This is a genomic window from Nitrobacter hamburgensis X14 (genome assembly GCF_000013885.1).
Classification (GTDB): domain Bacteria; phylum Pseudomonadota; class Alphaproteobacteria; order Rhizobiales; family Xanthobacteraceae; genus Nitrobacter; species Nitrobacter hamburgensis.
Genome location: NC_007964.1, coordinates 395,014 through 412,541 on the forward strand (window position 1 = coordinate 395,014; position 17,528 = coordinate 412,541).

Consider the following 17,528-nt stretch of genomic DNA (forward strand, 5'->3'; position numbering starts at 1 on the left):
CTCTCGCTAACAGGAGCGTGAGTCAAAACGGCGGCACCCAAACTTGACGTCCCAGGTGCAATCCGCTTGCCTTGGTGCGACCGTTACGCAAGCCGATACGTTCGGGAAGAACCCTCATGGTCACCCACGTCCTCGCCATTGATCAGGGCACCACATCCTCGCGCGCCATCTTGTTTCGCGCCGACACCTCCATCGCCGCGATCGCGCAGCAGGAATTCCCGCAGCACTTCCCGGCATCGGGCTGGGTCGAGCACGAGCCGGAGGACATCTGGACCTCGACGGTTGCGACCTGCCGCGAGGCGATGAACAAGGCCGGTGTCACGCCGAAGGACATCGCTGCCATCGGCATCACCAACCAGCGCGAGACCACCGTGGTGTGGGATCGTGCCACCGGACAGGCGATGCATCGCGCCGTCGTCTGGCAGGACCGCCGCACCGCCGATATCTGCGCGCGACTGAAGGCCGAGGGCCATGAACCCGCGATATCGGCGAAAACCGGTCTGATCGTCGACCCCTATTTCTCGGGCACCAAAATTGCCTGGATTCTCGATTCCGTGCCCGGCGCGCGCGCCCGTGCGTCGCGCGGCGATCTGCTGTTCGGCACCGTCGACTGCTATCTGTTGTGGCGGCTAACCGGCGGCAAGGTTCACGCCACCGACGCCACCAATGCCTCGCGCACGCTGCTGTTCGACATTCACACCGGCCAATGGGACGAAGAACTTCTAAAAATTCTGCGGGTGCCGCGGGCGATGCTGCCGGAGGTGAAGGATTCCTCGGCGCATTTCGGTGACAGCGTCGCTGATCTGTTCGGCGCACCGATTTCGATCAGGGGCATCGCCGGCGACCAGCAGGCCGCGGTCGTCGGGCAGGCCTGCTTTGCGCCGGGCATGATCAAGTCGACCTACGGCACCGGCTGTTTTGCGCTGCTCAACACCGGCGCGACGCCGGTCGCCTCGAAAAACAAGCTGCTGACGACGATTGCCTATCAGTTGAACGGCAAGCGCACCTACGCGCTGGAAGGCTCGATCTTTGTTGCAGGCTCCGCGGTGCAATGGCTGCGCGACGGCCTTGGCCTCATCAAGCAGGCCTCGGAAACAGGCCCGCTGGCCGACAGGTCCGACGCCACGCAGTCGGTGTACCTGGTGCCGGCCTTCGTCGGCATGGGCGCGCCGTACTGGAATCCGAATGTGCGCGGCGCGCTGTTCGGGCTGACGCGCAACACAGGCCCGGCCGAGTTGGCGCACGCCGCGCTGGAAAGCGTCTGCTACCAGACGTTCGATCTGTGGGCAGCGATGCGCGCCGACTGGCCGGACGCCGCCGCCGCGCACACCGTGCTGCGCGTCGACGGCGGCATGACGGCGTCCGACTGGACCATGCAGCGCCTCGCGGACCTGCTCGACGCGCCGGTCGATCGGCCCGTCATTCAGGAGACCACGGCGCTCGGCGCGGCGTATCTCGCAGGGCTGAGCGCCGGTGTTTATCCGGAGCCATCGAAATTCGCCGACAACTGGCGGCTCGAGCGCCGGTTCAAGCCGGCCATGAGCGCCGCGACGCGGACGCGAAAGCTCAAGGGCTGGGCGGCGGCGGTGCGTGGCGTGCTGGCAAGCGATGGGGGCGAGGGCCGGTAAGCCTCACGGCGCTGGATCGGCTCGACATATCGTTAATCAGGATGCGGTACGATCAGGTCCTTGCTGCGCGCCATACCGGAAGGTTCCGGTCGCGAAGGGGCTTCCAATGCTGAACCGCCGTTTGTTCTGCCAGTGTGCTTCGCTTGCCCTGTTTGCCGGCGCTTCGTCCGAAAGCGCGCGCGCCGAACCCGCGGAATGTGCGGTGTTCACGCCTGACCGGCAGAAGCACATCAGTCCCAATGAGGCAATCGCACGACTCAAGGCCGGCAATGATCGTTTTGTCGGCGGCACGACCGTCAATTGCGATCTGATGGCGCAGGTTCGCGAAACCGCGAAGAAGCAGGCGCCGTTTGCGGCCATCGTCGGCTGCATCGATTCGCGGGTACCGCCCGAACTGGTGTTCGACCAGCGCATCGGCGATGTGTTCTGCGCCCGTATCGCCGGCAACTTCATCAACGATGACATCATCGGCAGTCTGGAATTTGCCACCGAGGTCTCCGGCGCGCGCGCCATTGTGGTGCTCGGGCACTCCAGTTGCGGTGCGATCAAGGGCGCGATCGACGGGGTCAGGCTCGGCCATTTGACCGGCGCGCTCGCCCACATCCGGCCCGCGGTCTCGGCCACCAAGGCCGTCGGCAAGCCTTCATCGAAAAACGACGCCTTTGTCCGGGCGGTGGCCGAGACCAATGCCCGCATGGCAGCAGTGGCGCTCACGGAGCGGAGCCCGATCCTGAAAGCGCTGGCGGCGAAGGGCGAGTTGCATATCGCGGCGGCCATGCATGATCTCGCCACCGGACGCGTGAGCTGGTTGAGCTGACGGCCATGAATGTTACCGTGCGCCGCCCGCAGCTGTTATGAGATTTGAAGTCGGGGGCGGCGACGGCGCTGCCGGGAGCCGGATCGCTCAGGTTTGCGGGGCGGCGGCGGCCTTGCGGCGCAATTCGCGGATTTCCTCGAAACGGGCGGTGACGTCGCGCAGCACCGACACCAACCCGGTCATGCGGCCGGCGGCGTCCTTCACCGGCACGATGGTGAATTCGAGCGAGATGCGCCGTCCATCCTTGCGAAGCGCGGGAACGGCGAGAATATCGCCGCCGCTGTAGCGGCTCTGCCCGGTCCGCATCACCTCGCGATATCCGGCCCAGTGCCGGGCGCGCTGTTTTTCCGGAATGATCAGATCCAGCGACCGGCCGGTCGCCTCGTCGGCGGTGAAGCCGAAGATCCTGACAGCGCCGGGATTCCAGAACGTGATGTTGCCGTCGCGATCGGCTGCGATGATCGCGTCCGCGGACGAATGCAGCAAGGCGACGGCGACCGACGATGCGTCCATCGGTCAGCCCGCCCGCGCCTTGGTCTTGCGAAGCTGCAAATGCACAGCGCACTGGCAGCCCGGCGGATGATTGGCGACGTCGGCGGAGGCGTCGTTGGCGGGCGTCGGCGCCGGCACCGGCGTCGCGGCGGCCTTTCCGGACTGGCCGGGAATGTAGTTGAGGATCGACGCCAGCCAGCGTTCGATCTCGGCAACCTCCATACCCTTGCGGGCGGCATAGTCCTCGACCTGATCGCGTTCGATCTTGCCGACGCCGAAATATTGGCTCTCGGGATGGCTGTAATAGAGACCGGAGACCGAGGAGCCGGGCCACATCGCGAAGCTCTCGGTCAGTTCGACGCCGGTCGAGCACGTCGCGTCGAGCAGGCGGAACAGCGTAGCCTTCTCGGTATGGTCGGGCTGCGCCGGATAGCCGGGCGCGGGGCGGATGCCGACATAGTCTTCCTTGATGAGCTGATCGTTGGTCAGCGCCTCGTCCCGCGCGTAGCCCCAGAATTCCTTGCGCACGCGTTGATGCATCCGTTCGGCGAAGGCTTCCGCCAGGCGGTCGGCCAGCGCCTTCACCAGAATGGACGAGTAGTCGTCATTGGCGTTCTTGAAACGCACGGCGATTTCGTCCTCGCCGATCCCGGCGGTGACGGCGAAGCCGCCGATATAGTCGGCGATGCCGGTCTCCTGCGGCGCGATGAAGTCCGCCAGCGCGGCGTTGTGACGGCCCTCGCGCTTCTCCAACTGCTGGCGCAGGGTGTGGTAGGTCGCGATCTGCGTGGTGCGGGTCTCGTCGCTGTAGACGGCGATATCGTCGCCGATGCGGTTGGCGGGCCAGAGGCCGATCACGCCGGAGGCTTTGAACCACTTTTCCTTGACGATGCGGTCCAGCATCTTGCGGGCATCGTCATAGAGCGCGCGCGCGGTCTCGCCGACCACCTTGTCGTCGAGGATCGCAGGGTACCGTCCGGACAGTTCCCAGACCTGGAAGAACGGCGTCCAGTCGATCACCTCTACCAGTTCTTCCAGCGGATAGTCGGCAAAGGCTTTGGTTCCGAGGAATGTCGGCTTGACGGGGCGATAGGTGCTCCAGTCGATCGGCACCGCATTGGCGCGGGCGGCGGCGAGCGGCAGCCGCTTCTTGTCCTGCTGGGCGCGGAAATGCGCCGCGGAAATCTTGGCGTATTCGGCGCGTACCCCGGCCGCGTAAGCCTCGCGCCGCTCCGGCGACATCAGCGAGGCGACGACGCCGACGGCGCGGCTGGCGTCGTTGACGTGCACCACCGGGCCGTTGCGATAGTTCGGATCGATCTTCACCGCAGTATGGACGCGGCTGGTGGTCGCACCGCCGATCAGCAACGGCAGGTCGAGGCCCTGCCGTTCCAGCTCGGCCGCGAAGTGGCCCATCTCGTCCAGCGACGGCGTGATCAGGCCGGACAGGCCGACGATATCAGCCTTCTCGGCCTTCGCGGTCTCGATGATCTTGGCGGCCGGCACCATCACGCCGAGGTCGATCACCTCGTAGTTGTTGCACTGGAGCACGATGCTGACGATGTTCTTGCCGATGTCGTGGACGTCGCCCTTCACGGTGGCGAGCACGATCTTGCCGGCGGAATTGCTGCTTTCGCTGGCGACGCCAGCGGCCTGATTGCGCGCCTTCTCCTCCTCCATGAACGGCATCAGATAGGCGACCGCCTGCTTCATGACGCGCGCGGATTTCACCACCTGCGGCAGGAACATCTTGCCGTCGCCGAACAGGTCGCCGACCACGTTCATTCCCGCCATCAGCGGGCCCTCGATGACGTTGAGTGGGCGCTCGACCGTCAGACGCACGGCTTCGGTGTCTTCCTCGATATATTCGGTGATGCCGTTGACCAGCGCGTGTGCCAGCCGCTTCTCCACCGGCCATTCGCGCCAGGAGAGATCCTTCTCCTTCGCTTCCTTGCCCGCGCCGCGGAATTTTTCCGCCAGTTGCAGCAGCCGTTCGGATGCGCCCGCGTCGCGATTGAGAATGACGTCTTCACAGGTCTGGCGCAACTCGGGGTCGATGTCGTCATAGATAATCATCTGTCCGGCATTGACGATGCCCATGTCCATGCCGGCCTTGATAGCGTGATACAGGAACACGGAGTGCATCGCCTCGCGCACCGGCTCATTGCCGCGGAACGAGAACGACAGGTTGGAGACGCCGCCCGAGATATGCGCGTGCGGCAGGTTTTGACGGATCCAGCCCGTCGCCTCGATAAAGTCGACGCCGTAGTTGTTGTGCTCCTCAAGACCGGTGGCGATCGCAAAGATGTTGGGATCGAAGATGATGTCTTCGGGCGGAAAATCGAGACGATTGACCAGGATGTCGTAGGCGCGCTTGCAGATTTCCGTCTTGCGCGCGAACGTATCGGCCTGCCCGACTTCGTCGAACGCCATCACCACCACGGCGGCGCCGTGGCGCCGCGCGATCGTCGCCTCGCGGATGAACTTCTCCTCGCCTTCCTTCATGGAGATCGAATTCACCACCGGCTTGCCCTGAATGCATTTCAGTCCGGCTTCGATCACGCTGAACTTCGAGGAGTCCACCATGATGGGGACGCGGGCGATATCGGGTTCGGACGCCACGAGGTTGAGGAACGTCACAATCGCCGCTTCCGAATCCAGCAGGCCCTCGTCCATGTTGACGTCGATGATCTGCGCGCCGTTCTCGACCTGGTCGCGCGCGACCTGCAGCGCGGCGGCGTAGTCGTCGGCCTTGATCAGCTTGCGGAAGCGCGCGGAGCCCGTGACGTTGGTGCGCTCGCCGACGTTGACGAAGGGAATGTCCGATGTGAGCGTGAACGGTTCGAGGCCGGACAGCCGCAGCCGCGGCTCGATCGCGGGAATCACGCGCGGCGTGTGCGGCGCGACCGCGGCGGCGATCGCGGCAATATGATCCGGCGTGGTGCCGCAGCAGCCGCCGACGATGTTGACGAGGCCGCTGGCTGCGAACTCGCCGACCAGCCGCGCCATATAGTCCGGGCTTTCGTCGTACTGGCCGAATTCGTTCGGCAGGCCCGCGTTCGGATAGGCGCAGACCAGCGTGTCGGCGACACGGCCGATGTCGGCGATATGCGCGCGCATGTCTTCGGCGCCGAGCGCGCAGTTGAAACCGACGGTGATCGGTTTTGCGTGTCGGATCGAATTCCAGAAGGCTTCGGGGAGTTGTCCCGACAGCAGGCGGCCGGACTTGTCGGTGATGGTGCCGGAGATCATCACGGGCACGTCGATGCCGCGCGCCTCGCCGATTTCGGCGATGGCATAGAGCGCGGCCTTGGCGTTCAGGGTGTCGAAGATGGTCTCCACCAGCAGCAGGTCGGCGCCGCCGTCGAGCAGGCCGTTGATCTGTTCGCCGTACGCCTTGCGCAGATCGTCGAAGGTGACGGCGCGATAGCCGGGATTGGCGACGTCGGGCGAAATCGACGCGGTGCGGTTGGTCGGACCGATGGCGCCGACGACGAAGCGCGGCTTGCCGTCCTCGGCGCTGACGCGCATCGCGGCGGCGCGCGCGAGTTTCGCGCCCTCGCGGTTGAGTTCGTAGGCGAGGTCCGACATCTCGTAGTCGGCCTGCGCGATCGAGGTGGATGAGAACGTGTTGGCGGCGACGAGGTCGGCGCCGGCGCGCAGGTATTGCGCGTGGATGTCCTCGATTGCCTTCGGCTGCGTGAGGATGAGAAGATCGTTGTTGCCGCGCACGTCGCGGTGAAAATCCTTGAAGCGCTCGCCGCGAAACGCGGCTTCGTCGAACTGCAGCGCCTGGATCATGGTGCCCATGGCGCCGTCGAGAACCAGAATGCGCTCGCGCGCGAGTTTGCGGAATTTGTCGGCGATGGGATTCGAAACTTTTGTCACTATGGTCACCTTATGATCATCAGGGCCGGGCATGGCCGTTCGAACGACGGCGTCGCTTGGCTCGCCTGTGTCTTGGTCCCACCTACGCCCTCAGACTGCCGCCAGGACGTGAATGCCGGCACAAGGCGGGGCATGACGGAGAAAAACTATGCCGCCTTCTGCGCGGCGTCTGGCCGGATGCCGAGCAGATGGCAGACCGTGAATACGAGGTCGGCGCGGTTCATGGTGTAGAAGTGGAAGGTATCGACGCCGCGCTTGGCGAGCTTCTGTACCTGGCCGGCCGCCACGGTGGCCGCGACCAGCTTGCGCGTTTCCGGATCGTCGTCGAGGCCCTCGAACTTTTCAGCGAGCCACGATGGCACGGTGGTGCCCGCCTTGGTCACGAAGGCTCTCGCCTGCCTGAAGTTGTGCATCGGCATGATCCCGGGCACGATCGGAATAAAGATGCCGCGCGCGCGGACGCGATCGAGATAGCGAAGGTAGAGGTCGTTGTCGAAAAAGACCTGGGTGATGGCGCGGGCGGCGCCGGCATCGACCTTGGCCTTGAGGACATCGATGTCGGCATCGATGTCGCGACTTTCCGGATGCTTCTCGGGATAGGCCGAGACCGAGACTTCGATATCACCGTATTGCCGCTTGATGCCGGCGACGAGGTCGGCCGAACTGCGATAGCCATCGGGATGAGTGCTGTAGGCCGTGCCGATGCCGCCCGGCGGGTCTCCGCGCAGGGCAACAATATGGCGGACGCCGATGTCGTGATAACGGCTGACGATCTCGTCGATTTCTCCGCGCGCCGCGCCGACGCAAGTCAGATGCGCCGCCGGCCGAAGCTCGGTCTCGGACAGGATGCGCGCGATGGTCGAATGGGTGCGCTCGCGCGTCGAGCCGCCGGCACCGTAGGTGACGGAGACAAAGTTCGGAGCAAGGGGCGTGAGGCGGGTAATGGTGTCCCACAGATTGCGCTCCATCTCCTCGGTCTTGGGCGGAAAGAACTCGAACGAGATCGCCGGGCGTTTTTGCGCGGCAGGGCCATTATGCACCGGGGCGGAAGCGTCGGTCATAACTCGTCAAACTCCACTGCATTTGCTTCAGCGCCTCTCGGCATCGGGACGGCTTCCGGCGCGCCTGGCGCCTCGTTGGCCGGGCGGTTCAATAAGGACGTTCCCACCACAGTAGCCCATGAGCCGCACCCTATGCGATGGGAAGTAGCCCAATATTGTTTATATGTAGGACGATATAGCCCCATAATGTAAGAAAGGTGGGCAATGTTATTTATAGATAATATATTGATATAATTGTATAAATTTAAATCACCACGCGTTGGGAAAAATCCATGTTATTCAAAAATATGGTAGTTCTGCCCAACACGCGCGAGCAATAACGCGTGCGAAGCCGCGATCAGTCCGCCTGTTCGCGGAAGGTGGCGCGGAACGGGTGGCCCGGATAGACTCCGACGATGCGAAACTCCTTGGAGAAGAAGTTCAACTCTTCAAGCGCAAAAGCGAGGCCGCGATCGTCCGGGTGGCCTTCGACGTCGGCATAGAATTGCGTCGCGAAGAAATTGCCGTCGACCATGTAGCTTTCGAGTTTTGTCATGTTGACGCCATTGGTGGCGAAGCCGCCCATGGCCTTGTAGAGCGCGGCAGGCAGGTTGCGCACCCGGAAGACGAAACTGGTGACCAGCGGTCCCGATCCCTGTTTGGCCCAGTCGGCTTCTCGGGCCAGCACCACGAAACGCGTGGTGTTGTGGGCCTCGTCCTCGACATCCTCGGCGAGGATATCGAGATGGTGGATTTGCGCGGCGAGGCGCGAGGCGATCGATGCACAACTCCTGTCGCCGCGTTCGGCGACGATGCGGGCGGCGCCCGCAGTATCGCCCGAAACGATCGGCCTGATGCCGAGCTTGCGGATGATGCGGCGGCATTGCCCCAGCGCGTGAACGTGGCTTTCGACTGTCTTGATGCCCGCGAGCGTTGCGCCGCGCGGCGCCATCAATTGATGGCGGATCGGCAGGAAGTATTCGCCGACGATGAACAGTCCGGACTGCGGCAGCAGGTAGTGAATGTCGGCGACCCGGCCGGCCACCGAATTCTCGATCGGGATCATGCCGAGGTCGGCTTCGCCCGACGCGATCGCGGCGAGCGCGTCCTCGAAGGTCGCGCACGGCAGCGGCTCGGCATCGGGATAGGCTTCGGCGATGGCGATGTGGGAATTCGCCCCGGGCTCACCCTGGAATGCGATTGTCATGGTCTTGGTCATCAGGTCTTCTATCAGCCGGTTGATTTTTCGCTAGTCAGGTGAATCTAAAATTCGTGGCATAAGGTCTGCTGAGTTTTCTGGCAGAAGCGTTTGACGGAGGCGAGGATTTCGTCAGCTGACTTTGTCCATCGATATGGCCTGGGATTTTCATTGTGCCGCTCGATGAAGGCGCGGATATCTTTTTCGCCTGAACGGCGCAAGCTGCTCACGGATTGCGCTGTGCTCCGCGGCGATCAGCAGGCCTCGCAGGAGCTTTCGGAATCCCGCCCGGCCAATACCCCAGCAGCAATGAGCAGCGTGTAGCGGCCATTGCCGCCGGTCTGAGGGCCGATAGCTGACCCACGCTCTCGGTTATCGATGCTGAAAAGCTGGTCGTCGGACCTGAAAATACAGGTTGGGAAACAGATCACGATAGCGGCTTAGCTTCCCACTATCGCACGCTACATTGAACCTCCGGCACACTGCGATAGCCAAAAGCGTCACATGTGACGCCGTCACAGGTACGCCCGATTCCTCGAACACCCCCGTTACTTCCCCACTTCTGTAACGAAGAATTCCGGGTTTGCCCAAAATTGAGCCATGCCGGTTTGCGTGATGTGAAAACTGGCAAGGGACGCTGAAAAGCCACGCCGGGTTTACCAATAGCCCGCGTGGCCGACTCCGCCCGACGCGGCAGGAACACCTATCGCCGCGAGGCGCCCGTGGGATTTACGAAAACGCCTTCTCCGCCTCAGCAGCCCCACTTTGGTTTAAATGAGGCCGGGTTGCTCATCCCTTATTCACATTGAACTTCCTACTTTGTGCGACAATCCGGAATGCCACAGGAGGAGGCTATGAAGCTTAAACTTGCACTTGTCGGACTGGCGGCACTCTGCAGCCTCGCCGCGGCAGGAAGCGCATCGGCAATGCCGCTCGCCCCACCTTCTACCGCTTCAAATGTCGAGAACGTTGCCGTGGTCTGCGGCCCGAACGGTTGTGTTCGCACGGCACCTGTCTACCGACGATACGGCTACGGCTATCGTGGCTACGGTGTCCGCCGCCATGGTTACGTGCATAGAGGTTACGGACACCACCGCGGTTATCGCCGCCGGTAGAGATTTAGCGACAAGCGAAGCCCGCCGGGGTAAGCCGGCGGGCAGAAAGATCAACCTACCCGGAGGTCTTCCGCCGATTCCTTGCCGCGGTTCGCGACGACCTCGTAGCTCACCTTGGCGCCCTCATTGAGCGAGCTAAGGCCAGCCCTCTCCACGGCCGAGATATGGACAAACACGTCCTTGCCGCCACTGTCGGGCTGAATAAATCCGAAACCCTTTGTCGCATTGAACCACTTCACTGTACCTGTCGCCACGTAGATCTCCATAACCATTCAAGGACGCAGACCACAAACCAGGCGATGACCGGCTGACCTGCGTTGGACGGCGGACCCGTCCGGTAACCATAACCCCAATTGATCGATCTGGTTCCCGGCGAAATAAGAGCCCGCCCCAGCCGAGGAATGCAAGAAAAACCCGCCGGTCCACGCCGGCCGGCGGGGCCTCCCAGGTCATGGCTCGCAAGCCGATGGACCGCGCTGGACGCCTTGCCCTGTCGCCCTCTTATGGTGTGAAGATGACCCCACATGACAATCATGAGCCGATGAAGGCCGGGCTATTCGTCGATGTCGGGTGCCGTTAGCAGAACACAGATCAGGCCGTTGAAGTCCTCAAAGGGGGGAGGTCTTCGCCAATTCCTGAAGCCGCATTCTGCACCTCTCGGATAAGATCCTCTGCGATGCTCATCGCGGCACTTCCGGCCCCCGCAGCAGGGCCCAGACCTGATCTTGGTTTCCTGATCCGCCCGCTGGTAGGCCAGCCAAACCGCCTCGTAGCTCCGCTGGCGTCCATTCATGGAACGGCCTGCTGCCGATTTCGTCCATTCGCTCGTGCTTCGGGAGGTTGAAGCACTCGCGGACCTGCCCTTTGGCGTCGAGATAGGTCGAACCAAATCTGGTTTCACCGCCGACGGGCTCAATTTTGAGCGCGTTAAGCATGGACCGTATGTCTCGCATGACATTGCGATGCGCCCTCCCGGTCAGCCCCGCGATTTCGAGGCTCGACAGAGTGAGCGCGTCGCCATGCGAGATAGTGGTTAGTGCTGTCATTCCGTTTTCCATTTTTCAACAGTCTCCATTGAGCACCCGGCCGGCCAAGCCCGAGCGCGTGCGGGTCCGCTTTCACGGAACCGGGGCTCAATGTAGCTCCGATATCCGCGCTATCCCTTATTAGCCAAGGGAAATTCCGAAATTTCAGATCGTCAGGCGTTGGCCTGTTTCAGGTCGAGGAGATCGTGGACGATGCCGCGAGCGAGCCGCTCATCGGTGGTATTGCCGTCCATGAATCCAACTTCTTCGTCGCACCACATCAGCGCGCGGGCTTTGAGCCGCAGCCCGTCAAGGGTGGTAGCCTTCATATCGGCGATGCGATTAGCCAGATCACAGACCGACCTGAACATCCGCTCGCAATCCTCATTCGTCGCGCCAGTTGGGTTGTTGCGAAAGAACTCATCCGACGCAGCCCACGCGGCCTCGAACTCAGCGGCCAGCGCGGCGATCGGATCTGCGGCGACCGGGACGCCGGCCACAACAGCCAAAGGCGTAACGATAGCGGCGCTGACAATGCCGGCGCCGACGAAAAAATTACGGCGGGATGTGATATTGGAATCGGTAGCTCGAGCCAGATCTAGCCTCCCACCAAGAGAGGGGACGCAGCCAGCGTCCGCAGAAACTGGCCGGACGTATCAAGGGTACATTGCCTGTCGTATTCCAGAAGCCACGCTATAGCTGCAGCGAGTCCGGCCATCGTGGCCGGGGCCGTGGAAACAAACCGATCGGCCGCTACAGTTTCCGCATCATCCGCAGCGTCATACCAATCTCTTTCAGACTGCGTGATTTCCCGGCCGCCCCGCTTAGCTGCGACTTCATCGTTGACCACACAGGCCGCGCCAAATCCTTGTAAGCCGCCTGATGGCGCTCGATGATCGCGAATATCGGGTCGGCCTGTTGTGCCGCGGCTACGGACGGCATAACTGCCGCTGCGGTCGCAACAGCGAGAAATCTCCTGCGGGATTTGACAGCAGTAACGTTCATTTCCTCTTCCCTCATCTCAGATAGACAGACGGGCAATCTCAGCGCGAGCGGCGCTGATCTTACGGGAAGCCTGCGCCCAGCTTTCGCTGTACGAGGCCAGTTCAATGGTACGGTTCAGGACGGCGATGCGCGCGGCCTTCTGCTCTACCGGGATCGTGGCGACCCTTGGAGGTGTCCTGCATTGAGGCTTCCAGATAGGCGGCTCCAGCGCCTGGAGCATCGCAAGCTCATGTGGGCGCACAGGCTCGCGGTTGAGCCGGGATCCCGTCTCGATCTCCTGAGCGCCTCGTCGCCGTAAGTTTTCATTCAGCATAAAAATTAATGAATCAGCACAAGACTGAAGAAAGCGACGGCGGGGATCGGACACATGCATCATCGATGGAGGCGACCGGACTTTACGTGTCGGCGTGGCGTTCTGCGAGGTGGTGGGACGCAAGAATTGATTAACCCTATTTTACGGTTTACCCGCCATGGTTGCAGATCTAGTGTCTCTTGGACTTCGGGGGAGTCATGGACAAGATTCCCATAGATAGCCTCAAGGCGACGGAACAACTGGCTCCAGAGCACAATCACCCGCCGCCCACGCGCTATTTCCGCGCATTCAAACTCCGATCCGACCTTCTGCTCTCTTACTCGGTCATCGCTCTGGTCGCGGCGCTGGCCTTGCCTAGTGCTGCCTATGCGCAATGTGTCCCCGCCGCACCGTCACCCGTCGCCCTCTCTACCGGGGCCTGCACTGACACGAATGTCACCCGCACCAGCACCGTGACTAATGTTCCCGCAGTCGACGTATCAGGCGGCATCTACACCGGCAGCAACATCACGCTGAATACAGCAACTAATTTCGTCACTGGCGCCACTGCCGCGGGCTCAGGGCACATCGATCTCTCACAGAGCCTTATTTCAACCACCGGCATCTACTCCTATGGCCTCCGAGCTACGGGCGGAGGGGCGGTCGCGGGGCAAGGTCTCGTCATCAACACAACGGGGTATGGTTCAGCGGGTGTCATGGCCAACGCGAACTCATCGGTGACGTTGACCAATACCGATGTGTCGACCGTTGAGGGTAGATCCGTCGGCTTATGGGCCTTGGGAGGGGTAATTACCGGTACCGACCTCACGATCAGGACCGAAGGCGCCGATGGTGAGGCTCACGGAGCTGTAGCGGAAGCGGGGGGAGTGCTCGATCTCACCCGCGCCTCGATCACCACAACAGGAGCGCGGGCCGAGGGCGTTTACGCTTACACCGGTGGCCGCATCACCGGGACCGACCTTCACATCGTCATCGAGGGCGACACGGCCGATGGCGCCATCGCCTATAATGATGGTGAGGTCCACCTGACCGGCGGCTCCATCCTGGTTAAGGGAACTTACTCTGCGGCCTTAATCGCTTCTGTGGGCTCCCGGTTGACGGCCACGAATGTCCAGATCGACGTTCGCGGCGACAACAGCAACGGCGCATTCGCCCAAGACCGGGGCACGGTGACGCTGACGGGCGGCCGCATCACCACCTCCGGCGTGGGCGGGCACGGTCACCACCGCCGGCAACGACGCGGACGGTGCCAGAGCCGTGTTCCCCGGCGCCACCGTCACCCTCACCGGCGGAACCTTCACCACATCGGGGGCGCTCGCGAATGGCCTGAGCGCGCAGGATGGCGGCACGCTCACCGCCACGAATACGGCCGTGGCGGTGACGGGAGCCGGCGCCGCCGCCATCCAGATCGTGGGCGGCACGGCGGCCGATCCGAGCGTGGTGACCGTCACCGGCGGCAGCCTGGCCTCCAGCCTGGGGCCCCTCATCCTGTCCGAGGGCGGCATCGGCACGATCTCCCTGAATGGGCCGATCGCGACCACCTCGGGGATCGTCGGGGGCCAGGCCGCCCTCGCCACGGTGACCGCGGGTTCCGGGGGTGTGACGCCCAGCAACCTCACCCTCAATTTGACCGGAGTGGGTCAGGTTGCCGGCGCCTTGCGGGTGACGGGCACGGGTAACGTGGTCAACACCACCTTCAACGCGACCAACTGGACCGGCGATCTCATCGCCGACACCGGCAACACTCCGAATACCTCACTAATCGCCAGCCAGTGGACCGGTCAGGCGGCCAACGCGGCCGATATCGGCATTGACGGGTCCAGCGCCTGGACCATCACCGGCACGTCCAACGCCACCGGCACGATCACCAATGCCGGGCTGATCCAGTTCGTGCCGCTGTCCAGCGGGTTCTCGACGCTGACCACGGGCAGCTATGTCGGCCAGGGCGGCCGGATCGCCTTCAACACCTATCTCGGCGCCGACAACTCCCCCACGAATTTGTTGGTGATCAATGGCGGGACGGCGAGCGGCACGACCGCGCTGTCGGTCACTAATGCCGGCGGGTCCGGCGCACTGACCGTGGGCGACGGCATCCGCCTCGTGCAGGCGGTCAACGGCGGCGCTACCCAGCCGGGCGCGTTCGCTCTCGCCGGGCGCGTCGCCGCCGGCTCCTTTGAGTATCTCCTGTTCCGGGGCGGCAGCTCGGGCGCGCAGGACTGGTTCCTGCGCTCCACCCTGAACGCGATCCCGGATCCGCCCAGCCCGACGCCACCGGCGCCAGAGCCGGTCATTCCGCTCTATCGACCGGAGGTTCCCCTCTACACCCCCATCCCGGCCATCGGCCGCGACATGGGCCTGGCAACCCTCGGCACGCTGCATGAGCGGGTGGGCGAGGAGATGAATATCCCGAACCAGACAGCTTCCGGGAAATTCGGGAACGGCACCTGGGCACGGCTCATTGGCGAGAGTGGCAACAGCAGTTGGTCCGGCACCGTCGATGCCCGCGCCCGCAACGCCAGTCTTGTTGGTATCCAGGCGGGCTTCGATATCTATCGAAGCCTGCACGACAATGGCCATCGCGACCATGTCGGCCTCTATATCGCCGAGACCAGCTACCGCTCCTCCATCAGCGGCTTCGCATTGGGCCAGCAGAACTTGCAGGTCGGCCAACTGGCCCTGCAAGGGCCGGCGGCGGGCGGCTATTGGACCCATTTCGGCCCTTCGGGCTGGTACCTGGACGCGGTGGTCCAGGAGAACTGGTTCGATGCGAGGGCGACGTCGCTCTACCAATCGGGGATGAGCACCAGCGGCACGGGCTTCACCGCCTCGCTGGAGGGGGGCTATCCGATCCGCCTGAGCCGGCATTGGCAGATCGAGCCGCAGGCGCAGATCATTTACCAGACCATGTCGGTGAACCGCAGCCGGGACGCTTTTTCGACGGTCGGGTGGGATGCAAATAACGCGGTGACCGGACGTTTCGGCGGGCGGCTGCAATACACGACCCAAGATGGGCAAACGCTGTGGCAGCCCTACCTCAAGGCCAACCTCTGGCACGGCTTCGGCGGCGTCGACCGGATCAGCTTCGGGGATTCGCCGGCGATCGAGAACCGGTTCGGCAACACCTCGCTGGAACTGGGCGCGGGGTTCACTGCCCGGATCACGCAGACCACCAGCCTCTATGGCCATGTCGACCGTCGCTGGTCGGTGGACGGCGCCGAGCGATACGCTTCGGTCCAGGGCGTCGTCGGGGTCCGGTTCAACTGGTAGGTATCTCTCGATAGAGCGAGGTGTCCGACACCACCGAAAGCTATGCCGGCAAGAGTGTCGTGCGATATAGTTGGTGAGGGCCATGCACGCTATCAGAAGCTCGCCATGTCCTCGGTGGACGCTTCCGAATCGTAGAACGACCGCGTCTCCGATGCAGCGGCGCGCGACACCGCCATCCATGCGGTGACGGGACTTGCCCATGTGCATGGTTCGGTTGCCGGCGCTGTCGGTGTGGATGGAGAGAGACGAAGCGGCGGCGGCTAAAGTGCCACCTTCCAAACAAGGACACCGCAAAGGGCCGCCAAAATCAGTCCCCAACCGACAATATAGGCAAGCCGAATTGGCTTCGCGTTTCTCGACATATCCCCTTCGTGACAAGAAAAAGGCCCGACATCGTTAGATGTCGGGCCGGTCTGAGATTTCTGACTCATGTGGTGGCTTACGCTGATCACGCTATGCGGCAAAAGAACTCGCGCATCAGCGTCCTTAGCGCGGGCGAACGGAAGCTGGCGAGAGATCGGTAACGAATGGCGGCAGAAATAGAAAACCCCGCCAGAGCGGGGGTTAAGCTGTGCCTGGAACACTTCTCCTCCCCGCGCATTATCTGAGCGGGACGGGTTGACCCCCAGCTCTTCCCCGAGCCCCAATTAGGCCTGCTGCGTCGTCTCCGTTTCAGCGGGCCTTTTTGGTGGGGCTCGTCGATCAGGCGCTTGGGAAGAAGAAATGACCGCAGTTTTTCCCCACGACCGGATATGGTAGAGACGATTTCAGCCCGCGCTATTGGATGCCTCCTTTGGTTCGGGTTAGGGCCTCGGGGACGCCGCAACCGTTCCCTTGGCCTGCTTATTTCAGGTAGCTGACGCGACTCCCGGAAAAAGAAGGCGCGATCTTCTCCTAATAGGGAGGGAATTGAGCCGCTATCCGCGACCCGCTCGGGTCCACGATCTTGAAAGCGGCAATGGACCGATTGTGGATGCGCGTTTTCCCGTGGCCGCTGTTTGCATCGAAAACATGCCAGACCTTCCCGCGGATATGTCGCTTGAGCACGAACACATGCCCACGCCGCGCCGCGACCATACCGGGCGCTGGTGCCACTCGTGGAAACCGCAGCCAGTTCGCCGCCAGGTTCAGCTTCGGGATGATCTTGCCGAACAGGTAGAGCGACGCCCCGCAGCCGCAGTAGCGCGGCGACAGCCCGCTGGACGGCTACCGACCCACCCTCCCCGCTCCTTCGGCCATGACGCGGCGGAGGCCGGGAGGTGCGGATCTGACGGCATCCCGATGGGCGATGTGCAAACGGCCTGTTTTTCGACTATTCAATCGCGGTTTCAATGACTTGGGGTGATGCTCAAAGGATGGCTCAAAATTGAGCGCTCCTCCGCACGGTCGCATGACTGGATCCGAGCAGCCGGCCAAACTTGCAGAATTGCGCAAATACGCAAACTGATCGTTCATGCTTGACTTGTGGTGATGGTGCCGTGGCCTCGCATCGGCATTCGACGCGAACAGCGCAACGCAAAGCGCCGCCAGAAGGACGGTTGGTCGCATAGCTTCTCCAATGATCTTTTGGATATGGTTAGGTAGCCGGGAGGCGTCCGGCTAAGGGGCTGCCGGTCTACCCGTTCCCCTCGGATTCTGTCGGACCGGCAGTCCCGATTTGCGTTTCAGAGCATCCGACTTGAGCGCGACCTTGCAGCTATTGCGGCTGCTCTCGCAGCAGCGCCTTGATTTCGGAAATTC

13 protein-coding genes and 1 pseudogene are annotated in these 17,528 nt (G+C 62.8%); 4 read left to right on the forward strand and 10 right to left on the reverse strand.

Annotated features, from left to right (window positions below):
- The first annotated feature begins 116 nt into the window (after nt 1-116).
- Nucleotides 117-1,628 carry a glycerol kinase GlpK gene (gene glpK, locus NHAM_RS01880; RefSeq protein ID WP_011508960.1) on the forward strand — a complete coding sequence of 504 codons (1,512 nt, stop codon included), beginning with the start codon at nt 117-119 and terminating at the stop codon, nt 1,626-1,628.
- 106 nt (nt 1,629-1,734) lie between these two features.
- Nucleotides 1,735-2,445, forward strand: coding sequence for a carbonic anhydrase family protein (locus NHAM_RS01885; protein WP_011508961.1), 711 nt, complete (start codon nt 1,735-1,737; stop codon nt 2,443-2,445).
- An 87-nt stretch (nt 2,446-2,532) separates the two neighbouring features.
- Here NHAM_RS01885 and NHAM_RS01890 read toward each other — a convergent pair whose 3' ends face one another.
- The 5 genes and pseudogenes from NHAM_RS01890 to NHAM_RS26335 form a co-directional block, all read right to left on the reverse strand.
- Nucleotides 2,533-2,958 carry a PAS domain-containing protein gene (locus NHAM_RS01890; RefSeq protein WP_011508962.1) on the reverse strand — a complete coding sequence of 142 codons (426 nt, stop codon included), beginning with the start codon at nt 2,956-2,958 and terminating at the stop codon, nt 2,533-2,535.
- Between the two features lie 3 nt (nt 2,959-2,961).
- Nucleotides 2,962-6,858, reverse strand: coding sequence for a methionine synthase (gene metH / locus NHAM_RS01895; RefSeq protein WP_430707691.1), 3,897 nt, complete (start codon nt 6,856-6,858; stop codon nt 2,962-2,964).
- Nucleotides 6,859-6,971: 113 nt separating this feature from the next.
- Nucleotides 6,972-7,886, reverse strand: a complete 915-nt coding sequence (gene metF, locus NHAM_RS01900) for a methylenetetrahydrofolate reductase [NAD(P)H] (RefSeq protein WP_011508964.1) — start codon at nt 7,884-7,886, stop codon at nt 6,972-6,974.
- Nucleotides 7,887-8,223: 337 nt separating this feature from the next.
- Complete coding sequence (locus NHAM_RS01905) at nt 8,224-9,084, reverse strand: prephenate dehydratase (RefSeq protein WP_011508965.1); 861 nt, start codon at nt 9,082-9,084, stop codon at nt 8,224-8,226.
- 44 nt (nt 9,085-9,128) lie between these two features.
- Nucleotides 9,129-9,278 (reverse strand): annotated as a pseudogene (locus NHAM_RS26335) (IS630 family transposase); the annotation flags it as partial.
- Between the two features lie 639 nt (nt 9,279-9,917).
- Between NHAM_RS26335 and NHAM_RS26340 the strand changes: the two are divergent.
- Nucleotides 9,918-10,178 (forward strand): hypothetical protein, encoded by a 261-nt coding sequence (locus tag NHAM_RS26340; protein ID WP_157043506.1) that lies wholly within the window; start codon nt 9,918-9,920, stop codon nt 10,176-10,178.
- A gap of 50 nt (nt 10,179-10,228) precedes the next feature.
- Here NHAM_RS26340 and NHAM_RS01910 read toward each other — a convergent pair whose 3' ends face one another.
- From NHAM_RS01910 to NHAM_RS27425, 5 genes are all read right to left on the reverse strand, one after another.
- Entirely contained in the window at nt 10,229-10,432 is a 204-nt protein-coding gene (locus NHAM_RS01910) for a cold-shock protein (protein ID WP_041358613.1), read from the reverse strand.
- A gap of 426 nt (nt 10,433-10,858) precedes the next feature.
- Nucleotides 10,859-11,236 (reverse strand): Rha family transcriptional regulator, encoded by a 378-nt coding sequence (locus NHAM_RS23825; RefSeq protein WP_011508968.1) that lies wholly within the window; start codon nt 11,234-11,236, stop codon nt 10,859-10,861.
- A 140-nt stretch (nt 11,237-11,376) separates the two neighbouring features.
- Nucleotides 11,377-11,703: a hypothetical protein gene (locus tag NHAM_RS01920; protein WP_041357587.1), complete on the reverse strand. Its 327-nt coding sequence runs from the start codon at nt 11,701-11,703 to the stop codon at nt 11,377-11,379.
- Nucleotides 11,704-11,956: 253 nt separating this feature from the next.
- A complete protein-coding gene (locus NHAM_RS01925) occupies nt 11,957-12,208 on the reverse strand; it encodes a hypothetical protein (RefSeq protein WP_157043507.1) in 252 nt (83 codons plus the stop codon).
- A 16-nt stretch (nt 12,209-12,224) separates the two neighbouring features.
- Nucleotides 12,225-12,428 carry a hypothetical protein gene (locus NHAM_RS27425; protein ID WP_198136982.1) on the reverse strand — a complete coding sequence of 68 codons (204 nt, stop codon included), beginning with the start codon at nt 12,426-12,428 and terminating at the stop codon, nt 12,225-12,227.
- Nucleotides 12,429-13,778: 1,350 nt separating this feature from the next.
- Between NHAM_RS27425 and NHAM_RS01940 the strand changes: the two genes are divergently transcribed.
- Complete coding sequence (locus NHAM_RS01940) at nt 13,779-15,788, forward strand: autotransporter outer membrane beta-barrel domain-containing protein (RefSeq protein ID WP_041357593.1); 2,010 nt, start codon at nt 13,779-13,781, stop codon at nt 15,786-15,788.
- The last annotated feature ends 1,740 nt before the right edge of the window (nt 15,789-17,528 follow it).